Origin of the sequence: Roseibium sp., from assembly GCF_048261595.1 — a bacterium.
In the GTDB taxonomy this organism is placed as follows: Bacteria; Pseudomonadota; Alphaproteobacteria; order Rhizobiales; family Stappiaceae; genus Roseibium.
In genome coordinates, this window is record NZ_JBLXFW010000003.1 from 105,146 (window position 1) to 123,905 (window position 18,760).

Here is an 18,760-nt window from a genome sequence, read left to right on the forward strand (position 1 = left end):
CTCAAATCCTCACGTTCCGGACAGCATCCGCGCGACCTTGACCGCATAGCGATCGGTCATGCCGGAGACATAGTCCGCGAGGGAGTGGAGAGCGGTATAGGAGCTGTCGACATCCCGGATGTCGACGCCGCACGCCTTGATCAGCTGACGATAATAGGAATCCAGATCTTCCGGGTTCCAATTCACTGCCTGGAGCTTCACATAGACGCCTGACACGCCGTCCAGCACCCGGTGCACCACATTGCGGCCCTGAACTTCCAGTTCGGTCTTGCGCGGCGAGGTGAACAGTCGTTCCTTGGCCAGGGTCTTGATCGCCCTGAACTCATCCGCCTTGCTCGAAACATCAATCAGAGCATCGGAGAAGGTGCCATCCATGATGGCATCATAGTTGTCCTTGAAGGCCTCGACACAGGCGTTGATTGCAATGCCGATGCCGCGGGCCCGCGCATAGGCGATACGATCCTGGTCGGCCATATGGGAGAGATCCTGGTTGGACTTGCCCGTGATCGGTTCCAGATGGCCGATCACCGTTTCGGCGGAAAAATCGCCCGACGTATATGCGTCCTCAAGATCCAGAATGTTGTAGCAGATGTCGTCCGCGGCCTCGACGAGGAACACCAGCGGGTGGCGGCGCCACCACGTTCCCTTCTCTTGAACGACCTGCGGCAGATCGACGGCGGCGGCCACTTCCTCGAACTGCTTCAGTTCGCTCGCGAAGACGCCGAATTTCTTCAAGCCGCAATAGCGGTCGTTCATCCGGTTTTTCACCGCTGCCGTCACCGGGTATTTGGTAAAGGCGCCCAGAACGCCTCGCGACAGGCGCATGCCACCGTCGTTGCGATACATCTCAAGCCGCGTCAGGATCCGGAAACCCTGCGCATTGCCCTCGAACTCGATGAATTCGTCCCGAAGTTCCGGATCAACATCCGCGAAAAGCGACGTGCCCTCTGCGAAGCGCGCCTCGAACCACTGGCCGATGGCAGCTTCGCCGGAATGACCGAAGGGTGGATTGCCGATGTCATGGGCGAGACAGGCGGCAGAAACGATGCCGGAAACAACATGGCGGTCACCGGCGGGAATATGCCCTTCGCGCTCCAGCCACTCGCCAACCTCGACGCCGAGGGAACGTCCGACACTGCTGGTCTCGAGGCTATGGATCAGGCGATGATGGAGATGGTCGTTCTCATAAAGGGGGTGGACCTGGGTCTTGTTCGCAAGCCTTCGGAACGGTGCGGAGAAGGTGATCCGGTCCGCATCCTGCAAATAGGACGGCCGGTTTGCCCGCTTTGTGAAATCCGGTTGGCTCAAAAGCCCTTCATCCAACAGCCTGGACCAGTCCACGCCTATCTCCCTGGCAACTGACGACAAAACCGCCGAACCGGTAGTTACGGCCACGGCGGCTTCATCCATACACGGGCAGGGCAATCGGGTCGAGGCAGTTACCGGCCGACTCCGGCCGGAAGCACGATCAGGCAGCAGCCCCTTTTCCGGTGCCTTGGGACCGCAGCACCATGCCGTAGAGATCGCGCGGATCATCCGGATCTGCCAGCAGATCGAGCTTCACGAAATGCCCGGTGCGCGGCAACAGGTCGTGCAGAAAGCGCAGGGCGGCGAAGTCCTCGATTGCAAAGCCGACACTGTCGAACAGCGTGATCTGGCCGTCAGACGTCCGGCCCTTTGCCTTTCCGGAATAGACCTGCCACAGCTCGGTGACCTGGTGATCTTGCGGCAACTGCTGCAACTCACCTTCGATGCGGGTCTGCTCGGGAAACTCGACGAAGATATCGGAGCGAAGAAGAATATCCCTGTGCAGCTCGGTCTTGCCGGGGCAGTCACCGCCAACAGCGTTGATGTGGACACCGGAGCCAACCATGTTGTCGGTCAGGATCGTGGCACTCTTCTTGTCTGCGGTCACGGTCGTGATGATCTCGGCACCCTCGATGGCCGCTTCAGGCGATTTGCAGATCGTCACATTCAGACCCGAACTGGCGAGGTTGCGCGCAAGCCTCTGACTTGCTTCCGGGTCGATGTCATAGGCACGGATTTCACTTATCCCGACAAGCGCCTTGAAACCGAGGCACTGGAAATCCGACTGGGCGCCGTTGCCGATGACGGCCATGGTCCTGGCGTTCTTCGGGGCAAGATACTTGCCTGCGAGCGCGGACGTGGCTGCGGTCCGCAGGGCGGTCAGGATCGTCATCTCGGTAAAAAGCAGCGGATAGCCGGTTGTCAGGTCGGACAGAACGCCGAACCCGGTAACAGTCTGCAAGCCTTCGCGGGTATTGCCCGGATGGCCGTTGACGTACTTGAACCCGAAGGTCTTGCCGTCGCTCGTCGGCATCAGCTCGATGACCCCTTGAGGCGCATGAGCCGGGATGCGCGGCTTCTTGTCAAAGCTCTCCCAGCGCAGGAAGTCGGCCTCGATATACTCCGCAAGACCCTTGATGAAGGTCTCGACGCCGACGACCGCAACATTCTTCATCATGTCATCGACGCTGACGAAGGGAACATAGGCCTTTTCGGACGGGGCGAGGGTCGTGACCTTGGCGCTCATGGCGATCTCCTTGTCAGAAGCTTCTTGTTGGACGGTCGAAAACGCGCTTGCCGAACAGCGAAGACGTCAGATCAACCATCAGCCGGGCCGTTCGGCCACGGTCGTCGAGGAAGGGGTTGAGCTCGACGAGATCGAGCGAAGTAACGAGGCCGCTGTCATGAAGCATTTCCATGACCAGATGAGCCTCACGGAAGGTTGCCCCGCCGGGAACGGTCGTGCCGACAGCGGGCGCGATTTCGGGGTCTATGAAATCAACATCGAGGCTCACGTGCAGAAGACCATTCGCCTCCGCCACACGGTCGAGGAATGGCCGAAGCAGCCCTGCGATCCCGATCTCATCGATCCGGCGCATATCGCTGACACTGACGCCATATTCGAGGAGCAGCTCGCTTTCCTGCCGGTCGATGGAGCGAACGCCAAGAATCTCGACATTCCCCGGGTCGACAGGCGCGTTCAAGGGGTGCCCGAGATAGCTCTCAAAACCGGGCAGGCCACAGGCAAAGGCAAGCGGCGTTCCATGGAGATTGCCGCTCCTGGTCGAGTCGAGCGTGTTGAAATCCGTATGCGCATCCAGCCAGAGCACGAACAGGGGACGTCCGAGCTCATTCGCTGCCGCGGCATGGCCCGTTACCGTTCCGGCGGCCAGAGCGTGATCGCCACCCATATAGATCGGCAGGGTTTCCCGCAGCCCAAGCTCAAGCGCACGTCCGTGAAGCGCACGCGTCCAGCCGGCAATAGCGTCGAGGTTTTTCAGCACCACACCAGGTGTCTCCGGAAGCGAAACCTGCTCGGGCTGGATGTTGCCCACATCGCGTACGGAATGACCAAGTTCGCCCAAGGCTTCCGACAAACCCGCAGTTCGAAAGGCATCCGGCCCCATGATGCAGCCCCGGCGGCCTGCCCCGGCCTCAAGCGGAACTCCGATCAATGTGATGTCTTGCACGGACAAATGCGGCTCCTCGTCTGATATCCAATCAGACACAGGATCCCACCCGCCAATGGCGGAGTAAATCCAATGACTTGCTAAAATGCGTAATCAAACTTACCATATTGGCTACTTTTCTTTGCCAATATGATAGACACCATGGACGATCTTGATCTGCGACTTATTACCTGCCTGCGCTCTGACGGGCGGCGCTCGGTCTCCGACCTTGCGGCTGATCTGAAGGTTTCACGTGCAACCGTCCGCGCCCGCATGGAAAAGCTGGAGGCATCGGGTGAAATCCTCGGATACGCCGCTGTGCTGCGTGACGATTGGCGTGACCTGCCGATCCGTGCCATCACGCTGATCGAGATCGCCGGGCGCAGTACCGAACCGGTCGCCCGGACGCTAACCGCAATGACGGAAGTGCGTGCGATTCACACCACCAACGGCAAATGGGACCTTGTTCTGGAAATCGCGACACGGGATCTGGCCGCCTTTGACGAAGCGCTTAACCGGATTCGCCTGATCGAAGGCATCGCGGGATCGGAGACAAACCTGCTCCTTTCCACCCGAAAGGGTCCGGCCGTCGCGGCCTCGGAATTTGCCCGAAAGAGTTAGAACGCTCGCAAAGCGGGTGGCGGGTGGCCTTGGCTGGTTCTAGATTTGAGCCAAGCAATTCGACCGCAGGATATCGACCGATGACTTCACTGCCCTTTTCGCTCACCGGTGAACCCAGGCCTGTCTCTCTCGGGGCGGAAGCGGAGAGGGACTACGGCGTCGTTCGCCAGACCCTGGAGCGGATTACGCTGAGCTGGCGCGATCAGCCGCGACTGGAGGATCTTGCCAAAGAGGTCGGGCTTCAACCGATCCAGCTGCAGAGGGTGTTTTCTCGCTGGTGCGGACTGACTCCGAAGCAGTTTGTCCAGGCGATCACCCTCGATCACGCCAAAGCTCTCCTGCGCGATGCGGCCAGCGTTCTGGACGCGAGCTACGAAGTCGGCCTGTCAGGCTCCGGACGCTTGCATGATTTGTTCGTGTCCCACGAAGCCATGACACCAGGGGCTTACCGAAATCGCGGCGAAGGCCTGACGGTTTCCTATGGCTTTCACCCTTGCCCCTTCGGTCAGGTGCTGCTGATGGTCACCGACAAGGGGCTGGCTGGCCTCGCCTTTGCGGATCCGGGCGAAGAAGCGTCGGCGCTAAAGGACATGTGCAGCCGCTGGCCCGCAGCACAATTTGAAGAAAATGCGGCCCTGACCGCTCCCTATGCCTCTCGGGTGTTCGATCCGGCTGAATGGCAGGACGGCAAACCGCTCAACGTCATTCTGATCGGGACGGACTTTGAAATCCGGGTCTGGCAGACCCTTTTAAAGATCCCGATGGGCAAGGCGACGACCTATTCGGACATTGCGCGCAAGCTCGGTAAGCCTTCGGCCTCGCGGGCTGTGGGGACGGCAGTGGGCCGCAATCCGATATCCTTCGTCGTCCCATGTCACCGGGTCCTCGGGCGAAACGGCACCCTTTGCGGATATCACTGGGGCCTGACCCGCAAACGGGCGATCCTCGGTTGGGAGACAGGTATCAGCAGCCCGGTTCTCGAAGCGGTCTGACCTGCATTAGAATACCGGACCATCCGGCATCGGCATATTGGAGGTGATCCCCCAGCCCATGGAGGCAATCCGTTCTGCCGCAAGATCCGTGATATCGCCGGTCATGACAAAGTCCACCGATGTTGGCGGAAACGGCAGGGATCCAAAACCTTCGTTCAAGCTTGAAAAAGCCGTCGCGGTTTCCTGCGTCCAGGCAACCTGATCGAGCGGCATCACAACTGCCGCAATTCCATCCCGGCGCAGGGCGATCGGGAAACCGGCAACCATCCGGATGCTGGCGAGGCCTGCAATCTTCTCGTCATAGAACCGCGTCAGGACGATACGCCGAAGCTGGAAATAGGCCTCGTCGCGGCTCCCTGCTTCGGCTGCACGGCCAACAAGCAGGTCGATACCCTCAACGTTGGAAAAAGCCTCTGTCTGATAGGCGACAACGGCGCGCTCCGCCGGAGTGAAATAGGCATTGGCCAACAAACGGCTGATGCTCGGTTCCGGAATCCGGTTCCGACGCAGAACGGACGCGGTTCTCTCTTCGAGTTCGCTTCGCGTACTGTCGATAAGCGAGGTGCGAAGGGATTCTGCAGTCCCGGCAACCTGCGAAATCGCCCCACCGGGAACAAGTGCCAACAGGGCACCGACTGAAAGGCTCCCGGCAGTCGAGACGCTTGCCGCCTTGTCGAGCGCTTCACCGAGAGGGCGATAGGTCGTGTAGGGATCAACGCCGAGTTTCACCGCAAGTTCGCGCTTTGCACGCGCCTGGCCCGTAATGGCCTTGGCCAGCTCGGCGGGCGATCCCGCTTCTCCGGTCACCGCTTGCTCAACCCCCTTGCCGATGCGGCCAAACATGCGCCCGACGCCCGTCAGGGTGTTCTTCGCGGTACCGACCGGATCTGTAACCGTGCTTTCAACGAAACCGACAGGACGCTTGGCCGCCTCCTTCAAACCATCCAGAAAGCTCTGCTCGGTCTCCAGTTGCCGCAAGGCGGAAAGGACCTTGAGTTCGTGCAGCCGCAGCTTCAACAGGCCGTCACCCGATATGCGCTCTACCCCAAGCTCTGTCTGAACATCATAGACACGTAAAAACCCGTCACCGCGCACGGGGGAGAGCACAAGATAGCCCGGCCCGGTATCCGCTCCCTCAAGGATGCTTGAAGCCTGCTGCTCCGGCGGCGCTTCGAAAGCATCGGTGAATGCCACGAGGTTTGACGGAAAAGCAAAAAGGGCGAACAGCACGAAACCGGAAAGCACCCGTAGTTGCTGTGTTTTCATGCCGGTTCCTCTTGATGCTTGGATTTGGTGCGCCGATCCTATCTGGGCGGCATTCCGTTTGCAGCCAGAACTTCGCCGGCAAGGTATAGCGAGCCGCAGATGAGAATGCGTGGAGGCTCACCGTCACCCCGTGCGGCCTCGACAATGCAAGCGATTGCATCGGCCACCGTATCGCAGGCAACGGAATCAAGACCTGCAGAGCGGGCGAACTCCGCCAGCTCCGATGGCTCACGCGCCGTTGCCGTATTCGATATCGGAACCGTGAGGACCTTCCGCGCAAGACCCTCAAAGGGACGATAGAAGCCGATCGGGTCCTTGGTCGTAAGCATCCCGGAAATCATGTAAAGCGGCCGGGAAATCCGTTCCTCCTGCTCCCCCATGAACGCGGCTATGGAAACTCCGGCGCCTGGATTGTGGCCGCCGTCCAGCCAGACTTCGGCACCTTCCGGACACAGCTCGACAAGCGGACCATGGGTCAGGGGTTGCAGACGACCCGGCCAGTTGATTGCCCGCAGTCCCGCTGCAGCTGCCTCTTCCCCGGGCCAAAGGCCTGCAGCTTTCAGGGTTGCGATCGCGATCCCGGCATTGATGAACTGGTGACGTCCGATCAGGGATGGCAAAGGCAGATCATAGAGGCCTTCCTCATCCTGAAACGCCATACGGCCCTGATCCTCCCCGGAGCTGAACTCCTCACCGAACCGGAAGATCGGGGCCTTCATGCGTGCGGCCTGACGCTCGATCACGCGCATTGCCTCATCTACCTGCGGGGCCACGACGACGGGACGACCACGCTTGATGATCCCGGCCTTCTCGCCGGCAATTGCAGCAAGGTCCTCACCCAGGAACTTCTCGTGATCCATCGACACCGGAGTGATGACGGTCGCCAGAGGCGCGTCGATCACATTCGTTGCATCCAGTCGTCCGCCCAGTCCCACTTCCAGGAGAAGCACATCCGCAGGATTTTCAGAGAACAACAGGATCGCGGCAGCGGTGGTTATCTCGAAAAAAGTGATCTCCTGTCCCTGGTTTGCCTCTTCGCAGCGATACAGCGCGTCGAACAGCTTTGGATCGGAGACGAAGGAGCCGTCTTCGCCGAGGCGGATGCGTTCGTTGAAAGAGACCAGATGAGGGGACGTGTAAACGTGGCATCGCCGGCCAGCCGCTTCCAGGATCGCCCGCATGGTCGCGGTCACAGACCCCTTGCCGTTGGTGCCGGCCACATGGATCACCGGCGGGAGCTTCCGCTCCGGATTGCCCAGCGCAGAAAGCAGACGCTCCATCCGGCCCAGGGAAAGATCGATTTCCTTGGGGTGGAGAGCCAGAAGGCGGTCAAGAATGGCGGTAATCTGATCCAAGAGGTCCTCGCCGATCATCTGGCAGCGGGTCCGCGGCCGGTGGCTCCGGCTGATGGGCCAAGGCCCATGAAGTGTTTACGTGACAGACGGCAGCAATGTCCGACTGTCACGCCGTTCGCTTGAAACCTCAGGCAGTTTCGCTTTGGGAGACCGCCTGGTTGCTAGTCTTGCCGGCTTCCCGCTGATCGGTAAGAGCGGGGATCTCGACCTCGCGCTTCATCAGGATGCCGCAGATACGGGAGATGGTATTCTTCAGATCATGGCGATTGACCACCATGTCGACCATGCCGTGCTCCAACAGATACTCCGCGCTCTGGAAGCCTTCCGGCAGTTTCTCGCGGATCGTCTGCTCGATCACCCGGCGGCCTGCAAAACCGATCTGGGCGCCCGGTTCGGCGATATGGACATCACCCAGCATCGCGTAGGATGCGGAAACGCCACCGGTTGTCGGATTGGTCAGGACCACGATGTAGGGCAGGCCCGCTTCGCGCAGCATCTGGATGCCTACGGTCGTGCGCGGCATCTGCATGAGCGACAGAATGCCTTCCTGCATGCGTGCACCGCCGGAAGCCGCGAAAAGCACGAAAGGGGTCTTGTGAGCGATAGCGGCCTGCATTCCGGTCAGGATGGCTTCGCCTGCCGCCATGCCGAGCGAACCGCCCATGAAGGCAAAATCCTGCACCGCAGCAGTCATCGGCGCCCCATTGACCTTGCCCCGGGCAATATGAACCGCATCGGTTTCGCCGGTCTTGGCCCGGTACTCCTTCAGACGGTCGACATATTTCTTGGTGTCCCGGAACTTCAGAGGATCCGCATGCACCTCGGGTGTCGTTATCCGCTCAAAGCTGCCGCCGTCGAAGAAACTCACAAGGCGCTGCTTTGCCGGCATGCGCATGTGGTGACCCGAGTTCGGTACGACCCAGAGATTTGCCTCCAGATCGCGATGGAACACCATCTCGCCGGTTTCCGGGCATTTGATCCAGAGGTTCTCCGGCACTTCGCGCTTCTTCAGAAGATCGCGGATTTTCGGCCGGACGAGGGAGTTGATCCAGTTCACGAGAGCGTGTCCGTTCTTTTACACAAATACTCGGTCAGCCCGGACAAATCCGGCCTGACCCTGGTTCATCATGCGCCGCGCGCGCGCGCCGCGCCGCCAGCAAGGGATGCAATCAGGTCGGTGACTGCCGATACGGTCTTATCCGTTGCCTTTCCGGCATCATCAAGGCTGTCACGAATTGCGTTCACGAGTACCGAGCCGACAACTACACCGTCGGCATCCTTACCGATGGCTTCTGCGTCTGCAGCGGTCTTTACGCCGAAGCCGACCGCCACGGGCAGATCGGTGTGACCCTTGATACGCTGCACTGCAGTGGCAACGTTGGTCGCATTCAGCGCGCCGGAACCGGTGATGCCCGTTACCGACACGTAGTACACGAAACCGGAGGTATTGGCGAGCACGGCCGGAAGACGCTTGTCGTCGGTCGTCGGGGTCGCAAGGCGAATGAAGTTGAGACCCGCCTCAAGTGCGGGAATGCAGAGCTCATCGTCGGCCTCGGGCGGAATGTCGACAACGATCAGTCCGTCGACGCCGGCTTCCTTGGCCTCTGTGACGAATTTCTTGGGGTCGCGTACATAGATGGGATTGTAGTAGCCCATCAGGATGATCGGGGTATCCTGATCGTCTTCACGGAATTCACGCACCATCTGGAGCGTCTTGTCCATGGTCTGGCCGGCTTTCAGGGCGCGCTGGGTCGATAGCTGGATAGGAATGCCCTCGGCCATCGGATCCGAGAATGGCATGCCGAGCTCGATCACATCGGCTCCGGCTGCAGGCATCGCCTTGAGGACCGCCTTGGACGTCTCGAGGTCCGGATCGCCAGCGGTGATGAAGGTCACCAGAGCCGGGCGGTTTTGCTCCGCACAAGCCTTGAAGCGGCGATCAATACGCGTGTCCGTCATTCTCATCCTACCCTGCTCAGCTGGAAACGCCGGGGCAACCGGCGTTTCAGTTCCGCTTGGATGTAGGGGGCAGGGCAACCCCGTGTCAATCCGCCTTGGCCCTCGCGGCCATGAATTTGTGGCCGTATCCTGCGAAAGCCCGGGTCTTGGTTAGCGCAGGTCGTAGACCTTTGCGTAGACCGTGCGGGAGATCTCGTCGCGCTTCATGCCAAGCTCGGAGAGCTCTTCGTCGGTCATGCAGGCGAGTTCCGCGTAAAGAGCCTTGGCGGCACGAGCCTTGCCGAATTCCTCGCAGACGGCCAGGAACCGCTGACCTGCAGCCGACAGGGCGCTGGAGAGACCTTCGAGGGGGGAAGCGAATGCAGTGAAAGCAGCCATCGGACTATCCTTTCTCCGGGTTGCGCAGCGCGTCGACCCGACCACCGGGGCGCAGCTGCTCTTGAAATCTGCCTAGATAATAGGACTGCTCACGATCTTCACAACAACCGATGCTGCACAGCAGCAATGCGGTTTCGGAATGGCATCAAACGCTGGTGCCGACATGCCGCAGTCAGCAAGGTTCAGCGACGTGCCCGGCCTCAAACAAAAACCGCCGCCGTGACACCACGGCAGCGGTCTGACCTGATGGGACGATCCCGGCCTTGGACTAGAGATCGAAGCCGAGCATGTTGCCAACGGCAAAGACATCCTTGTCGCCACGACCGCAGAGGTTCATGACGATGATCTGGTCCTTGTCCATGGTCGGCGCCAGCTTGGCGACGTGAGCGAGCGCATGCGCAGGCTCGAGCGCGGGAATGATACCTTCTACCTTCGTAAGCATCTGGAATGCGTCCAGCGCTTCGTGGTCCATGGCCGGAACATAAGTCACGCGGCCACTGTCCTTGAGCCAGGAGTGCTCCGGCCCGATACCCGGGTAGTCGAGGCCGGCCGAAATCGAATGACCTTCGAGGATCTGGCCGTCATCGTCCTGAAGCAGATAAGTCCGGTTGCCGTGCAGAACGCCTGGCTTGCCGGCGGTCAGAGATGCGCAATGCTCTTCGCCTTCAAGCCCCTTGCCGCCTGCTTCGACGCCGTAGATTTTCACTTCCGGGTCATCGAGGAACGGGTGGAACAAGCCAATGGCGTTCGAGCCGCCACCGACGGCGGCAACGAGCGCATCCGGAAGACGGCCTTCGGCGGCCAGCATCTGCTCGCGGGTTTCCTTGCCGATGACGGACTGGAAGTCTCGCACCATCTCCGGGTACGGATGCGGACCCGCCGCAGTGCCGATCAGGTAATATGTGTCATCAACGTTGGTGACCCAGTCGCGCAGCGCCTCGTTCATGGCGTCCTTCAACGTGCCCGCACCTGCGGTTACCGGGACAATCTCCGCACCGAGCAGCTTCATGCGGAAGACGTTCGGCTTCTGACGCTCCACGTCCGTTGCGCCCATGTAGACCACGCATGGCAGACCGAAGCGGGCGCAAACCGTCGCAGTTGCAACACCATGCTGTCCGGCACCGGTTTCCGCGATGATGCGTGTCTTGCCCATACGCTTTGCCAGCAGGATCTGGCCGAGGCAGTTGTTGATCTTGTGCGACCCGGTGTGGTTCAGCTCGTCGCGCTTGAAGTAGATCTTCGCGCCACCGAGATGCTCAGTCAGGCGCTCAGCGAAATAAAGCGGTGAGGGCCGGCCGGTGTAGTGGGTGTTGAGCTTCTCGATCTCTTCACCGAAGGCCGGATCGTTTTTTGCGTCCTCATATGCCTGCTCCAGGTCGAGGATCAGCGGCATCAGGGTCTCGGCCACATAACGACCGCCGAAAATTCCGAAATGGCCGCGCTCGTCCGGGCCGGAGCGCAATGTATTTGCCATCGTGGTCAACTGAGTTACTCCCCTGACACAAGTGCGCCCCGGGCATTGGCCACGAATGCGCGAATAAGTTCTCTGTCCTTGACGCCCTTCTCCCGCTCAACGCCGGAGGACACATCAATGGCTTTCGCCCCGCTCTGCCTGAGGGCTTCGCTCACGTTTGACGGATCAAGACCACCGGAAAGCATGAAGGGCTTTCCAAGGTCAATACCCTTGAGCAGCGACCAATCGTATGACACGCCGTTGCCTCCGGGGCGATCGGCGCCCTTCGGCGGCTTGGCATCGAACAGCAGCATGTCGGCGACGATCGCGTAGAACATGGCCTGCTCGATATCGGTCTTGTCGGCTACGGGAACCGCCTTCATCACCTTCTTCTTGAACATGACCTTGGCGGCGGCACAAGCCTCCGGGCTTTCCTCCCCATGGAACTGGAACCAGTCCGGATTAACGAGCTCGTTGATCCGGGACAGTCCGTCCAGATTCATGTCCACGGTCAGGGCAACGATTTCAGCCTTGCCCCTGGCCATGTCCGCCAGCTTGCAGGCCTCGGACAAGGAAACGTGGCGCGGGCTCTTGGGAAAGAAGACAAGCCCGACCATATCCGCGCCTGCATCCAGGGCGGCTTGCATGGTCTCCTCGCTGGTGAGACCGCAGATTTTGATGATCAGATCCGTCATTGTGTCTTTCTATATGGCGTCCGGCGGAATTTTACCCATAGCAAACTTCATAAAGGCCACAGTCCCATCTGACAAACGTGAAAACTCCCGGCCATGCACTCGGCAGACCGGGAGCCTGTTCGTCGAAACGGATTATCGCATCACGTCACATTGAAGGCGGCGATAGCGGCCATGTTGACGATGTCCGAATCCTTGGCGCCCATCGGCACGATCTGGACCGGCTTGTCGAGACCGGTCAGAAGCGGGCCGATGATGGTCGAGCCGCCCAGTTCCTGCAGCATCTTGGTCGAGATGGATGCGGAGTGGAATGCCGGCATGACCAGGACATTCGCCGGTCCCTTCAGGCGGCAGAACGGATAGGCGGACATCTTGTCCATGTTCAGCGCGATATCGGCCGCCATCTCGCCGTCGTATTCGAAGTCGACACGGCGACGGTCGAGGATCTTGACCGCTTCCTGGACCTTTTCCGAACGCTCGCCGCGCGGGTGACCGAAAGTGGAATAGGCCAGCATGGCCACACGCGGCTCATAGCCGAGCTTGCGGGCGACATGTGCCGCTTCTTCCGCGATATCCGCCAGTTCTTCCGAAGTCGGCATGTCGATCACCGCCGTATCGGCGATCAGGACGGTTCGTCCGCGCGCCAGCGCGACCGTAACGCCGATCACGCGATGACCGGGCTTCATGTCGATGCACGCACGCACGGTATCGAGTGCGACCGAATAGTTTCGGGTCAGGCCCGTCACCATGGCGTCTGCGTCGCCGCGGGCAACCATGATGGCGCCCCAGTAGTTACGGTCATTGTTGACCATGCGCTGACAGTCACGCAGCAGGTAGCCTTTGCGCTGGAGGCGGCCGTAGAGATACTGGGCGTAGTCGTTGTTACGGGTCGAAAGACGGGCGTTCTGGAGCGTGATGCCGGGACGGTTGATGTCGACGCCGGCAGCTTGGGCAACGCTTTTGATCTCGTCTTCGCGGCCGATCAGGATCGCCTCGCCGAGGCCCTGGTTGACGAAGCTCACCGCAGCGCGGATCACCGGCTCTTCCTCGCCCTCGGCAAAGACGACGCGCTTCGGCATCTGGCGCACCTTGGAGAAGATGCGCTGCAGGGTGCCGGCGACCGGATCGCGGCGCGCAGACAGCTGATGGCGGTACGCATCCATGTCGACGATCGGCTTGCGCGCCACACCGGAATCCATTGCCGCCTGGGCAACCGCCGGCGGAATGGCCGAAATCAGGCGCGGATCAAACGGCACCGGGATGATGTACTCGGGGCCGAACTTCGGCCGTGTGCCGCGATACGCGGCCGCCACTTCGTCCGGTACTTCCTCACGGGCGAGTTCCGCCAGAGCGTTGGCGCAGGCCACCTTCATGGCGTCGTTGATGGTCGTCGCCTGAACGTCGAGGGCGCCGCGGAAGATATACGGGAAGCCGAGGACGTTGTTGACCTGGTTCGGATAGTCCGACCGGCCGGTGGCGACAATGGCATCATCGCGCACTTCCGCCGCCTCTTCCGGGGTGATTTCCGGATCCGGGTTGGCCATCGCGAAGATGATCGGGTTCGGAGCCATGGCGCGCAGCATGTCTGGGGTCAACGCACCCTTGACCGATACACCGAGGAAGACGTCGGCCCCCTTCAATGCGTCATACAGGGACCGTGCCTTGGTTTCCACCGCGTGGGCCGACTTCCACTGGTTCATGCCCTCGGTACGCCCCTTGTAGATGACGCCCTTGGTGTCGCAGAGAATGACGTTCTCATGCGGGATGCCCATAGCCTTCACCAGCTCGATACAGGCAATACCCGCAGCGCCAGCGCCGTTGCAGACGACCTTGGTGGTCTTCATGTCGCGACCGGTCAGGTGCAAGGCATTGATCATGCCGGCGGCCGCGATGATGGCCGTGCCGTGCTGATCGTCATGGAACACCGGAATGTCCATCATTTCGCGCAACTGCTGTTCGATGATGAAACAATCCGGCGCCTTGATGTCTTCCAGGTTGATGCCGCCGAAGGAAGGGCCAAGGTAACGAACCGAATTGATGAACTGCTCGACGTCCTGGGTGTCGACTTCAAGGTCGATGGAGTCGACGTCGGCGAAGCGCTTGAAAAGAACCGACTTGCCTTCCATCACGGGCTTCGAAGCCAGCGCGCCGAGGTTGCCAAGACCGAGGATCGCCGTGCCGTTGGAGATCACGGCCACGAGGTTGCCGCGGGTTGTGTAGTCAAAGGCTTTGCTGGGATCTTCCGCAATCGCGCGCACCGGTACCGCCACACCGGGGGAATAAGCCAGGGAGAGATCCCGCTGGGTAGCCATCGGTTTCGTCGGAGTGATTTCCAGCTTTCCCGGACGCCCTTCCTGGTGAAACTGAAGAGCTTCCTGCTCCGTAAAGCTGACGGAGGTTTTGGAGGATTTCTTGTCGGCGGACATGATTTCGGCGCTTCCTTTTATTGGCCTTGGCTTATGAGCTGGGGTAGCGACCTTATCCCCTGAAATTTGCCCACTCAAGGCGCGATCGGGCACAGCAATTGTGAAAGCATGAAAAGGGTTTGCTACTTTCGCCGAATGTCAGAAACGCAGTCCCAGAAAAATCCGGCGGCCGACGCGCGGGTCACCCCGATGATGGCCCAGTTCATCGAGATCAAGACCGCCAATCCGGACAGTCTGTTGTTCTACCGGATGGGAGACTTTTACGAGCTGTTTTTCGAAGACGCCGAGATCGCCTCGCGCGCACTGGGAATTACCCTGACCAAGCGCGGCAAGCATCTGGGCGAAGACATTCCCATGTGCGGCGTTCCGGTTCATGCGGCCGACGACTACCTGCAGAAACTCATTTCGCTGGGTCACAGGGTTTCCGTCTGCGAGCAGACGGAAGATCCAGCAGAAGCCAAGAAGCGTGGCTCGAAATCTGTCGTCCGGCGCGACGTCGTCCGCCTCGTCACGCCCGGTACACTGACGGAAGAGCGGCTTCTCGACTCCAGCTCCAACAACTTCCTTTGCGCGCTGACGCGCCTGCGCGGCGGTTCGCTCGCCGGTGACAGCGTCTATGGCCTTGCGTGGATCGACATGTCGACCGGTTCGTTCCAGGTTTCGGAGACCGACGACCAGCGCCTCGCCGCTGACCTGGCGCAAGTTGCCCCGCGTGAGCTGATCCTGGCCGACAACCTTTTGCAGGAAGCCGAGATGCGGCAGGTCGTCGAAAATTCCGGCAGTGCCCTGTCTCCGGTGCCTCGCGCCTTTTTTGACAGCGCGACGGCCGCCGACCGGCTGGCGCATTACTTTGGGGTCAAGACCCTCGACGGCTTCGGCACATTCACCCGAGCCGAGCTCTCCGCAGCGGCTGGGATTCTCGCCTATGTCGAAAAGACCCAGCTCGGCGAACGCCCGCCACTCGATCCGCCAACCCGCGAAGCGGGCGCAGGACGAATGCTCATCGATCCGGCGACGCGCGCAAACCTGGAACTGACCCGCACCCTCGGCGGCGAAAAGCAGGGCAGCCTGCTGGCGACGATCGACCGCACGATCACCGGCGGCGGATCCCGATTGCTGGCCAGCCGTCTTGCCGGTCCACTGATCAACCCGGACGAGATTTCTCGCCGGCACGATTCCGTCTCCTTCTTTCTCGACAACGAAATCATGCGCGAGGGCCTGCGCCAGACGCTCAAGGGCGCGCCGGACATGGCCCGTGCCCTGTCGCGCATCGCCCTGCAGCGTGGCGGCCCGCGTGACATTCTCGCAATCGCTACTGGTCTGCAGGCCGCCCATGACATGGCAGAACGGATCGGTGCTGCCGGTAACGTGCCTGCAGAAATCGTCGCGGCGCAGGCTAGCCTGGAACAGGCGCCCCATAGTCTCGGTGCAGAACTCCTAAAGGCTATCAAGGAAGAACCGCCGCTGCTCAAGCGCGATGGCGGCTTTGTACAAGCAGGCTACAATCCGGATCTGGACGAACTTCGCGCATTGCGCGACCAGTCCCGAAAAGTCATTGCTCGACTGCAGGCAGACTATGCCGAGGAACTCGGCATCCGTTCACTGAAGATCAAGCACAACAACGTGCTCGGCTGGTTCATCGAGGCGCCCACGGCCCAATGCGACCCTATGAAGAACGATCCCGGCCGCTTCATTCACCGGCAGAGCATGGCCGGTGCCATGCGCTTCGCGACGACGGAACTGGCCGATCTCGAATCCAAGATCGCCAGCGCCGGAGAGCGCTCGCTAGCAATCGAGATGGAGATCTTCGACCGGTTGTCAGCCGCCATCGTGGATGCCGGAGACCGTATCAAGGCGGCCGCGCAGGGACTTGCAATCCTTGATGTGTCCGCAGCTCTTGCCAAGCTGGCCCAGGAAGACGGCTATGTCCGGCCGACCGTCGACAACAGCCGCGCGTTTGAAATAAAGGCCGGCCGCCATCCGGTGGTCGAGCAGGCCTTGAGATCGGCAGGCGGCGAGAGCTTCGTCGCCAACGATGCCAATCTCGGTCCGGACGGTGACGGGGATATCGGCAATATCTGGCTGATCACCGGTCCGAATATGGCGGGTAAGTCCACATTCCTGCGCCAGAACGCGTTGATCGCGGTCCTCGCACAGATGGGCGGCTTCGTGCCTGCGGCCCATGCCCATATCGGCGTAGTCGACCGTCTGTTCTCTCGCGTCGGCGCGGCTGACGACCTTGCCCGCGGTCGCTCGACCTTCATGGTCGAGATGGTGGAGACCGCAGCGATCCTCAACCAGGCTGGCGACCGTTCACTGGTCATCCTTGATGAAATCGGGCGAGGCACAGCAACCTTCGACGGCCTCTCCATTGCCTGGGCCACCATCGAGCACCTGCACGAGGTCAACAAGTCACGCGCTCTGTTCGCGACCCACTATCATGAGCTGACAGCTCTTTCCGCGAAGCTCGACCGCCTGTCCAATGCCACTGTTCAGGTGAAGGAATGGAAGGGCGAGGTGGTCTTCCTCCACGAGATCGTGCCGGGGGCCGCGGATCGGTCGTACGGTATCCAGGTGGCCAAGCTGGCAGGTTTGCCGGCTGCAGTCGTCGCAAGGTCCCAACAGGTCCTGAGCCAGTTGGAAGAGCAGGACCGGCGCGCGCCGTCTGAGGCGCTGATTGACGAGCTTCCACTGTTCGCCTCAATCACCCCGGCGGCAGCCAATGCGAAGACGGAAGTGGCAAAGTCTGATCCGGTGCTGGACGAACTCGATGCACTCGACCCTGACGACATGACCCCGCGCGACGCACTTGAAGCGCTATACAGACTGAAATCCGCCCGTCGTCAGGAGCATTAGACCCTATCGCCCGTAGACCGGAAGCGTGACACGACCGAGGTCTTGCAATAGAGTTTGGAGGCACCTTTCAATCGCTGCGCCGGATCCCGACGCACCTCCCGGTATTTTCATGTCCGCTTTTGCCGCCCTTCCGTTCCAGGGCTTCAGGATCCTTTTTCTCCTGACACTTGGTACGGTCTGCACTTCTTCGCTGATCCCCTCGATGGGCTATTTCATTATCGAAGGTCTGCAGCAACCAGCCTGGAAGATCGGTTTCTATACCGGACTGGTCACCATCCTGACCCTGGTAATCAATCGCCGGTTCGGACGCCTGCTGGACGGCTCCGTGCCTGTGCGCAGGTTGCTCGGCCTTTCAATCGCCGGTTTTCTGGCCTTCGCCGGGTTACTGTCATCAAGTCCAGGGTTTGAGGTGCTGGTTCTGGCGGGAGCGCCATTGATGGCCCTGGCCAATGGCGCCATGGCGACGACTTTCACGTTCGGCCGGCTATATGCCAATGAGAGCAAGCTTGATGCTGGCAGATACAACGCACTCCTGCGCATGGGCGTGTCGCTGGCATGGATGATTGGCCCGGCAGCTGCCTTTTTCCTGATTGCGGAAATCGGGTTCCAGAAAACCTATATGATCTCTGGTGCAGCCGGTGTGCTTTGGCTACTCGCATGGCATTTGATCGTACCTGCCGACTTTCGCGCGCCGCTGAAAACCACCACTACGCAGAACGCCGAAGCGGCGAATTGGCCATTGCGCTTCGCGGCCTTCGCCTGTGTTCTGTTCGCGCTCGGCAACGTGCTCTTTGTCTCCGCGATGCCAATCTATTTCATCAAGGAAGTTGGGCTGCCGGGTTTCACTCCGGGTCTCACCCTCTCGCTCAAATGCCTGGTCGAGGTCATCGTGATCCTGTCGGCTGCGCGGCTTGCAGAACGTTTCGGTTCCCGGCAGGTACTGACGTTTGCCGCGCTGCTTGCTGTTGGGAGTTTTCTCCTGATGGCGCATGCAAGTTCGGTCTTTCAGGCCGGAGCCTTTTCGATGCTGGAAGGGGTCTACTATGGGCTCTTCGCCGGCGTCGCCATCAGCTATATTCAGAGCTTCATTCCGGACAAGCCGGGCCAGGCGACTGCGCTCTACATGAACAGCCTGTTCCTCGGCGGCATGATCGGGAGCGTATCTATGGGCTTCATAGCAGACGCCTTCGATTTCCGAACCGTCGTTTTCGCTGCTGCGTGTGCCGGAGCAGGAGCATTTCTCCTGCTGACCCTGACGCGCAACGTCGCAACGCAGCCCAAGTGAC

Annotated in this window: 15 protein-coding genes; 4 read left to right on the forward strand and 11 right to left on the reverse strand. The window is 60.5% G+C overall.

The features are described 5' to 3' along the window. Positions 1–9 precede the first annotated feature (9 nt). The 3 genes from dgt to rocF form a co-directional block, all read right to left on the reverse strand. Positions 10–1,341 (reverse strand): dGTP triphosphohydrolase, encoded by a 1,332-nt coding sequence (gene dgt, locus ACN0SY_RS11580; protein ID WP_417687293.1) that lies wholly within the window; start codon positions 1,339–1,341, stop codon positions 10–12. A gap of 127 nt (positions 1,342–1,468) precedes the next feature. Next, positions 1,469–2,554 (reverse strand): ornithine cyclodeaminase, encoded by a 1,086-nt coding sequence (locus ACN0SY_RS11585; protein WP_417687294.1) that lies wholly within the window; start codon positions 2,552–2,554, stop codon positions 1,469–1,471. Between the two features lie 13 nt (positions 2,555–2,567). Further along, positions 2,568–3,503, reverse strand: coding sequence for an arginase (rocF, locus tag ACN0SY_RS11590; RefSeq protein WP_417687295.1), 936 nt, complete (start codon positions 3,501–3,503; stop codon positions 2,568–2,570). Positions 3,504–3,638: 135 nt separating this feature from the next. Here rocF and ACN0SY_RS11595 point away from each other — a divergent pair, with 135 nt between their 5' ends. Both ACN0SY_RS11595 and ACN0SY_RS11600 read left to right on the forward strand, forming a co-directional pair. Continuing rightward, positions 3,639–4,097 carry an Lrp/AsnC family transcriptional regulator gene (locus ACN0SY_RS11595; RefSeq protein ID WP_417687296.1) on the forward strand — a complete coding sequence of 153 codons (459 nt, stop codon included), beginning with the start codon at positions 3,639–3,641 and terminating at the stop codon, positions 4,095–4,097. An 80-nt stretch (positions 4,098–4,177) separates the two neighbouring features. After that, complete coding sequence (locus ACN0SY_RS11600; protein ID WP_417687297.1) at positions 4,178–5,089, forward strand: methylated-DNA--[protein]-cysteine S-methyltransferase; 912 nt, start codon at positions 4,178–4,180, stop codon at positions 5,087–5,089. A gap of 6 nt (positions 5,090–5,095) precedes the next feature. Here ACN0SY_RS11600 and ACN0SY_RS11605 read toward each other — a convergent pair whose 3' ends face one another. From ACN0SY_RS11605 to ACN0SY_RS11640, 8 genes are all read right to left on the reverse strand, one after another. Then, complete coding sequence (locus ACN0SY_RS11605; RefSeq protein WP_417687298.1) at positions 5,096–6,355, reverse strand: hypothetical protein; 1,260 nt, start codon at positions 6,353–6,355, stop codon at positions 5,096–5,098. A 38-nt stretch (positions 6,356–6,393) separates the two neighbouring features. Then, positions 6,394–7,710 carry a bifunctional folylpolyglutamate synthase/dihydrofolate synthase gene (locus ACN0SY_RS11610; RefSeq protein WP_417687299.1) on the reverse strand — a complete coding sequence of 439 codons (1,317 nt, stop codon included), beginning with the start codon at positions 7,708–7,710 and terminating at the stop codon, positions 6,394–6,396. A 127-nt stretch (positions 7,711–7,837) separates the two neighbouring features. Further along, on the reverse strand, positions 7,838–8,767 hold the full coding sequence (accD, locus tag ACN0SY_RS11615) for an acetyl-CoA carboxylase, carboxyltransferase subunit beta (RefSeq protein ID WP_417687300.1): 930 nt from the start codon (positions 8,765–8,767) through the stop codon (positions 7,838–7,840). 68 nt (positions 8,768–8,835) lie between these two features. Further along, complete coding sequence (gene trpA / locus ACN0SY_RS11620; RefSeq protein ID WP_417687301.1) at positions 8,836–9,669, reverse strand: tryptophan synthase subunit alpha; 834 nt, start codon at positions 9,667–9,669, stop codon at positions 8,836–8,838. A 150-nt stretch (positions 9,670–9,819) separates the two neighbouring features. Then, positions 9,820–10,047 (reverse strand): hypothetical protein, encoded by a 228-nt coding sequence (locus ACN0SY_RS11625; protein ID WP_417687302.1) that lies wholly within the window; start codon positions 10,045–10,047, stop codon positions 9,820–9,822. 268 nt (positions 10,048–10,315) lie between these two features. Beyond that, on the reverse strand, positions 10,316–11,521 hold the full coding sequence (gene trpB / locus ACN0SY_RS11630) for a tryptophan synthase subunit beta (RefSeq protein WP_417687910.1): 1,206 nt from the start codon (positions 11,519–11,521) through the stop codon (positions 10,316–10,318). A 14-nt stretch (positions 11,522–11,535) separates the two neighbouring features. After that, on the reverse strand, positions 11,536–12,195 hold the full coding sequence (locus ACN0SY_RS11635; protein ID WP_417687303.1) for a phosphoribosylanthranilate isomerase: 660 nt from the start codon (positions 12,193–12,195) through the stop codon (positions 11,536–11,538). A 140-nt stretch (positions 12,196–12,335) separates the two neighbouring features. Next, entirely contained in the window at positions 12,336–14,618 is a 2,283-nt protein-coding gene (locus ACN0SY_RS11640; RefSeq protein ID WP_417687304.1) for an NADP-dependent malic enzyme, read from the reverse strand. A gap of 135 nt (positions 14,619–14,753) precedes the next feature. Between ACN0SY_RS11640 and mutS the strand changes: the two genes are divergently transcribed. Further along, positions 14,754–17,474 (forward strand): DNA mismatch repair protein MutS, encoded by a 2,721-nt coding sequence (gene mutS / locus ACN0SY_RS11645; protein WP_417687305.1) that lies wholly within the window; start codon positions 14,754–14,756, stop codon positions 17,472–17,474. 109 nt (positions 17,475–17,583) lie between these two features. After that, positions 17,584–18,759, forward strand: coding sequence for an MFS transporter (locus ACN0SY_RS11650; protein WP_417687306.1), 1,176 nt, complete (start codon positions 17,584–17,586; stop codon positions 18,757–18,759). Position 18,760 lies beyond the last annotated feature (1 nt).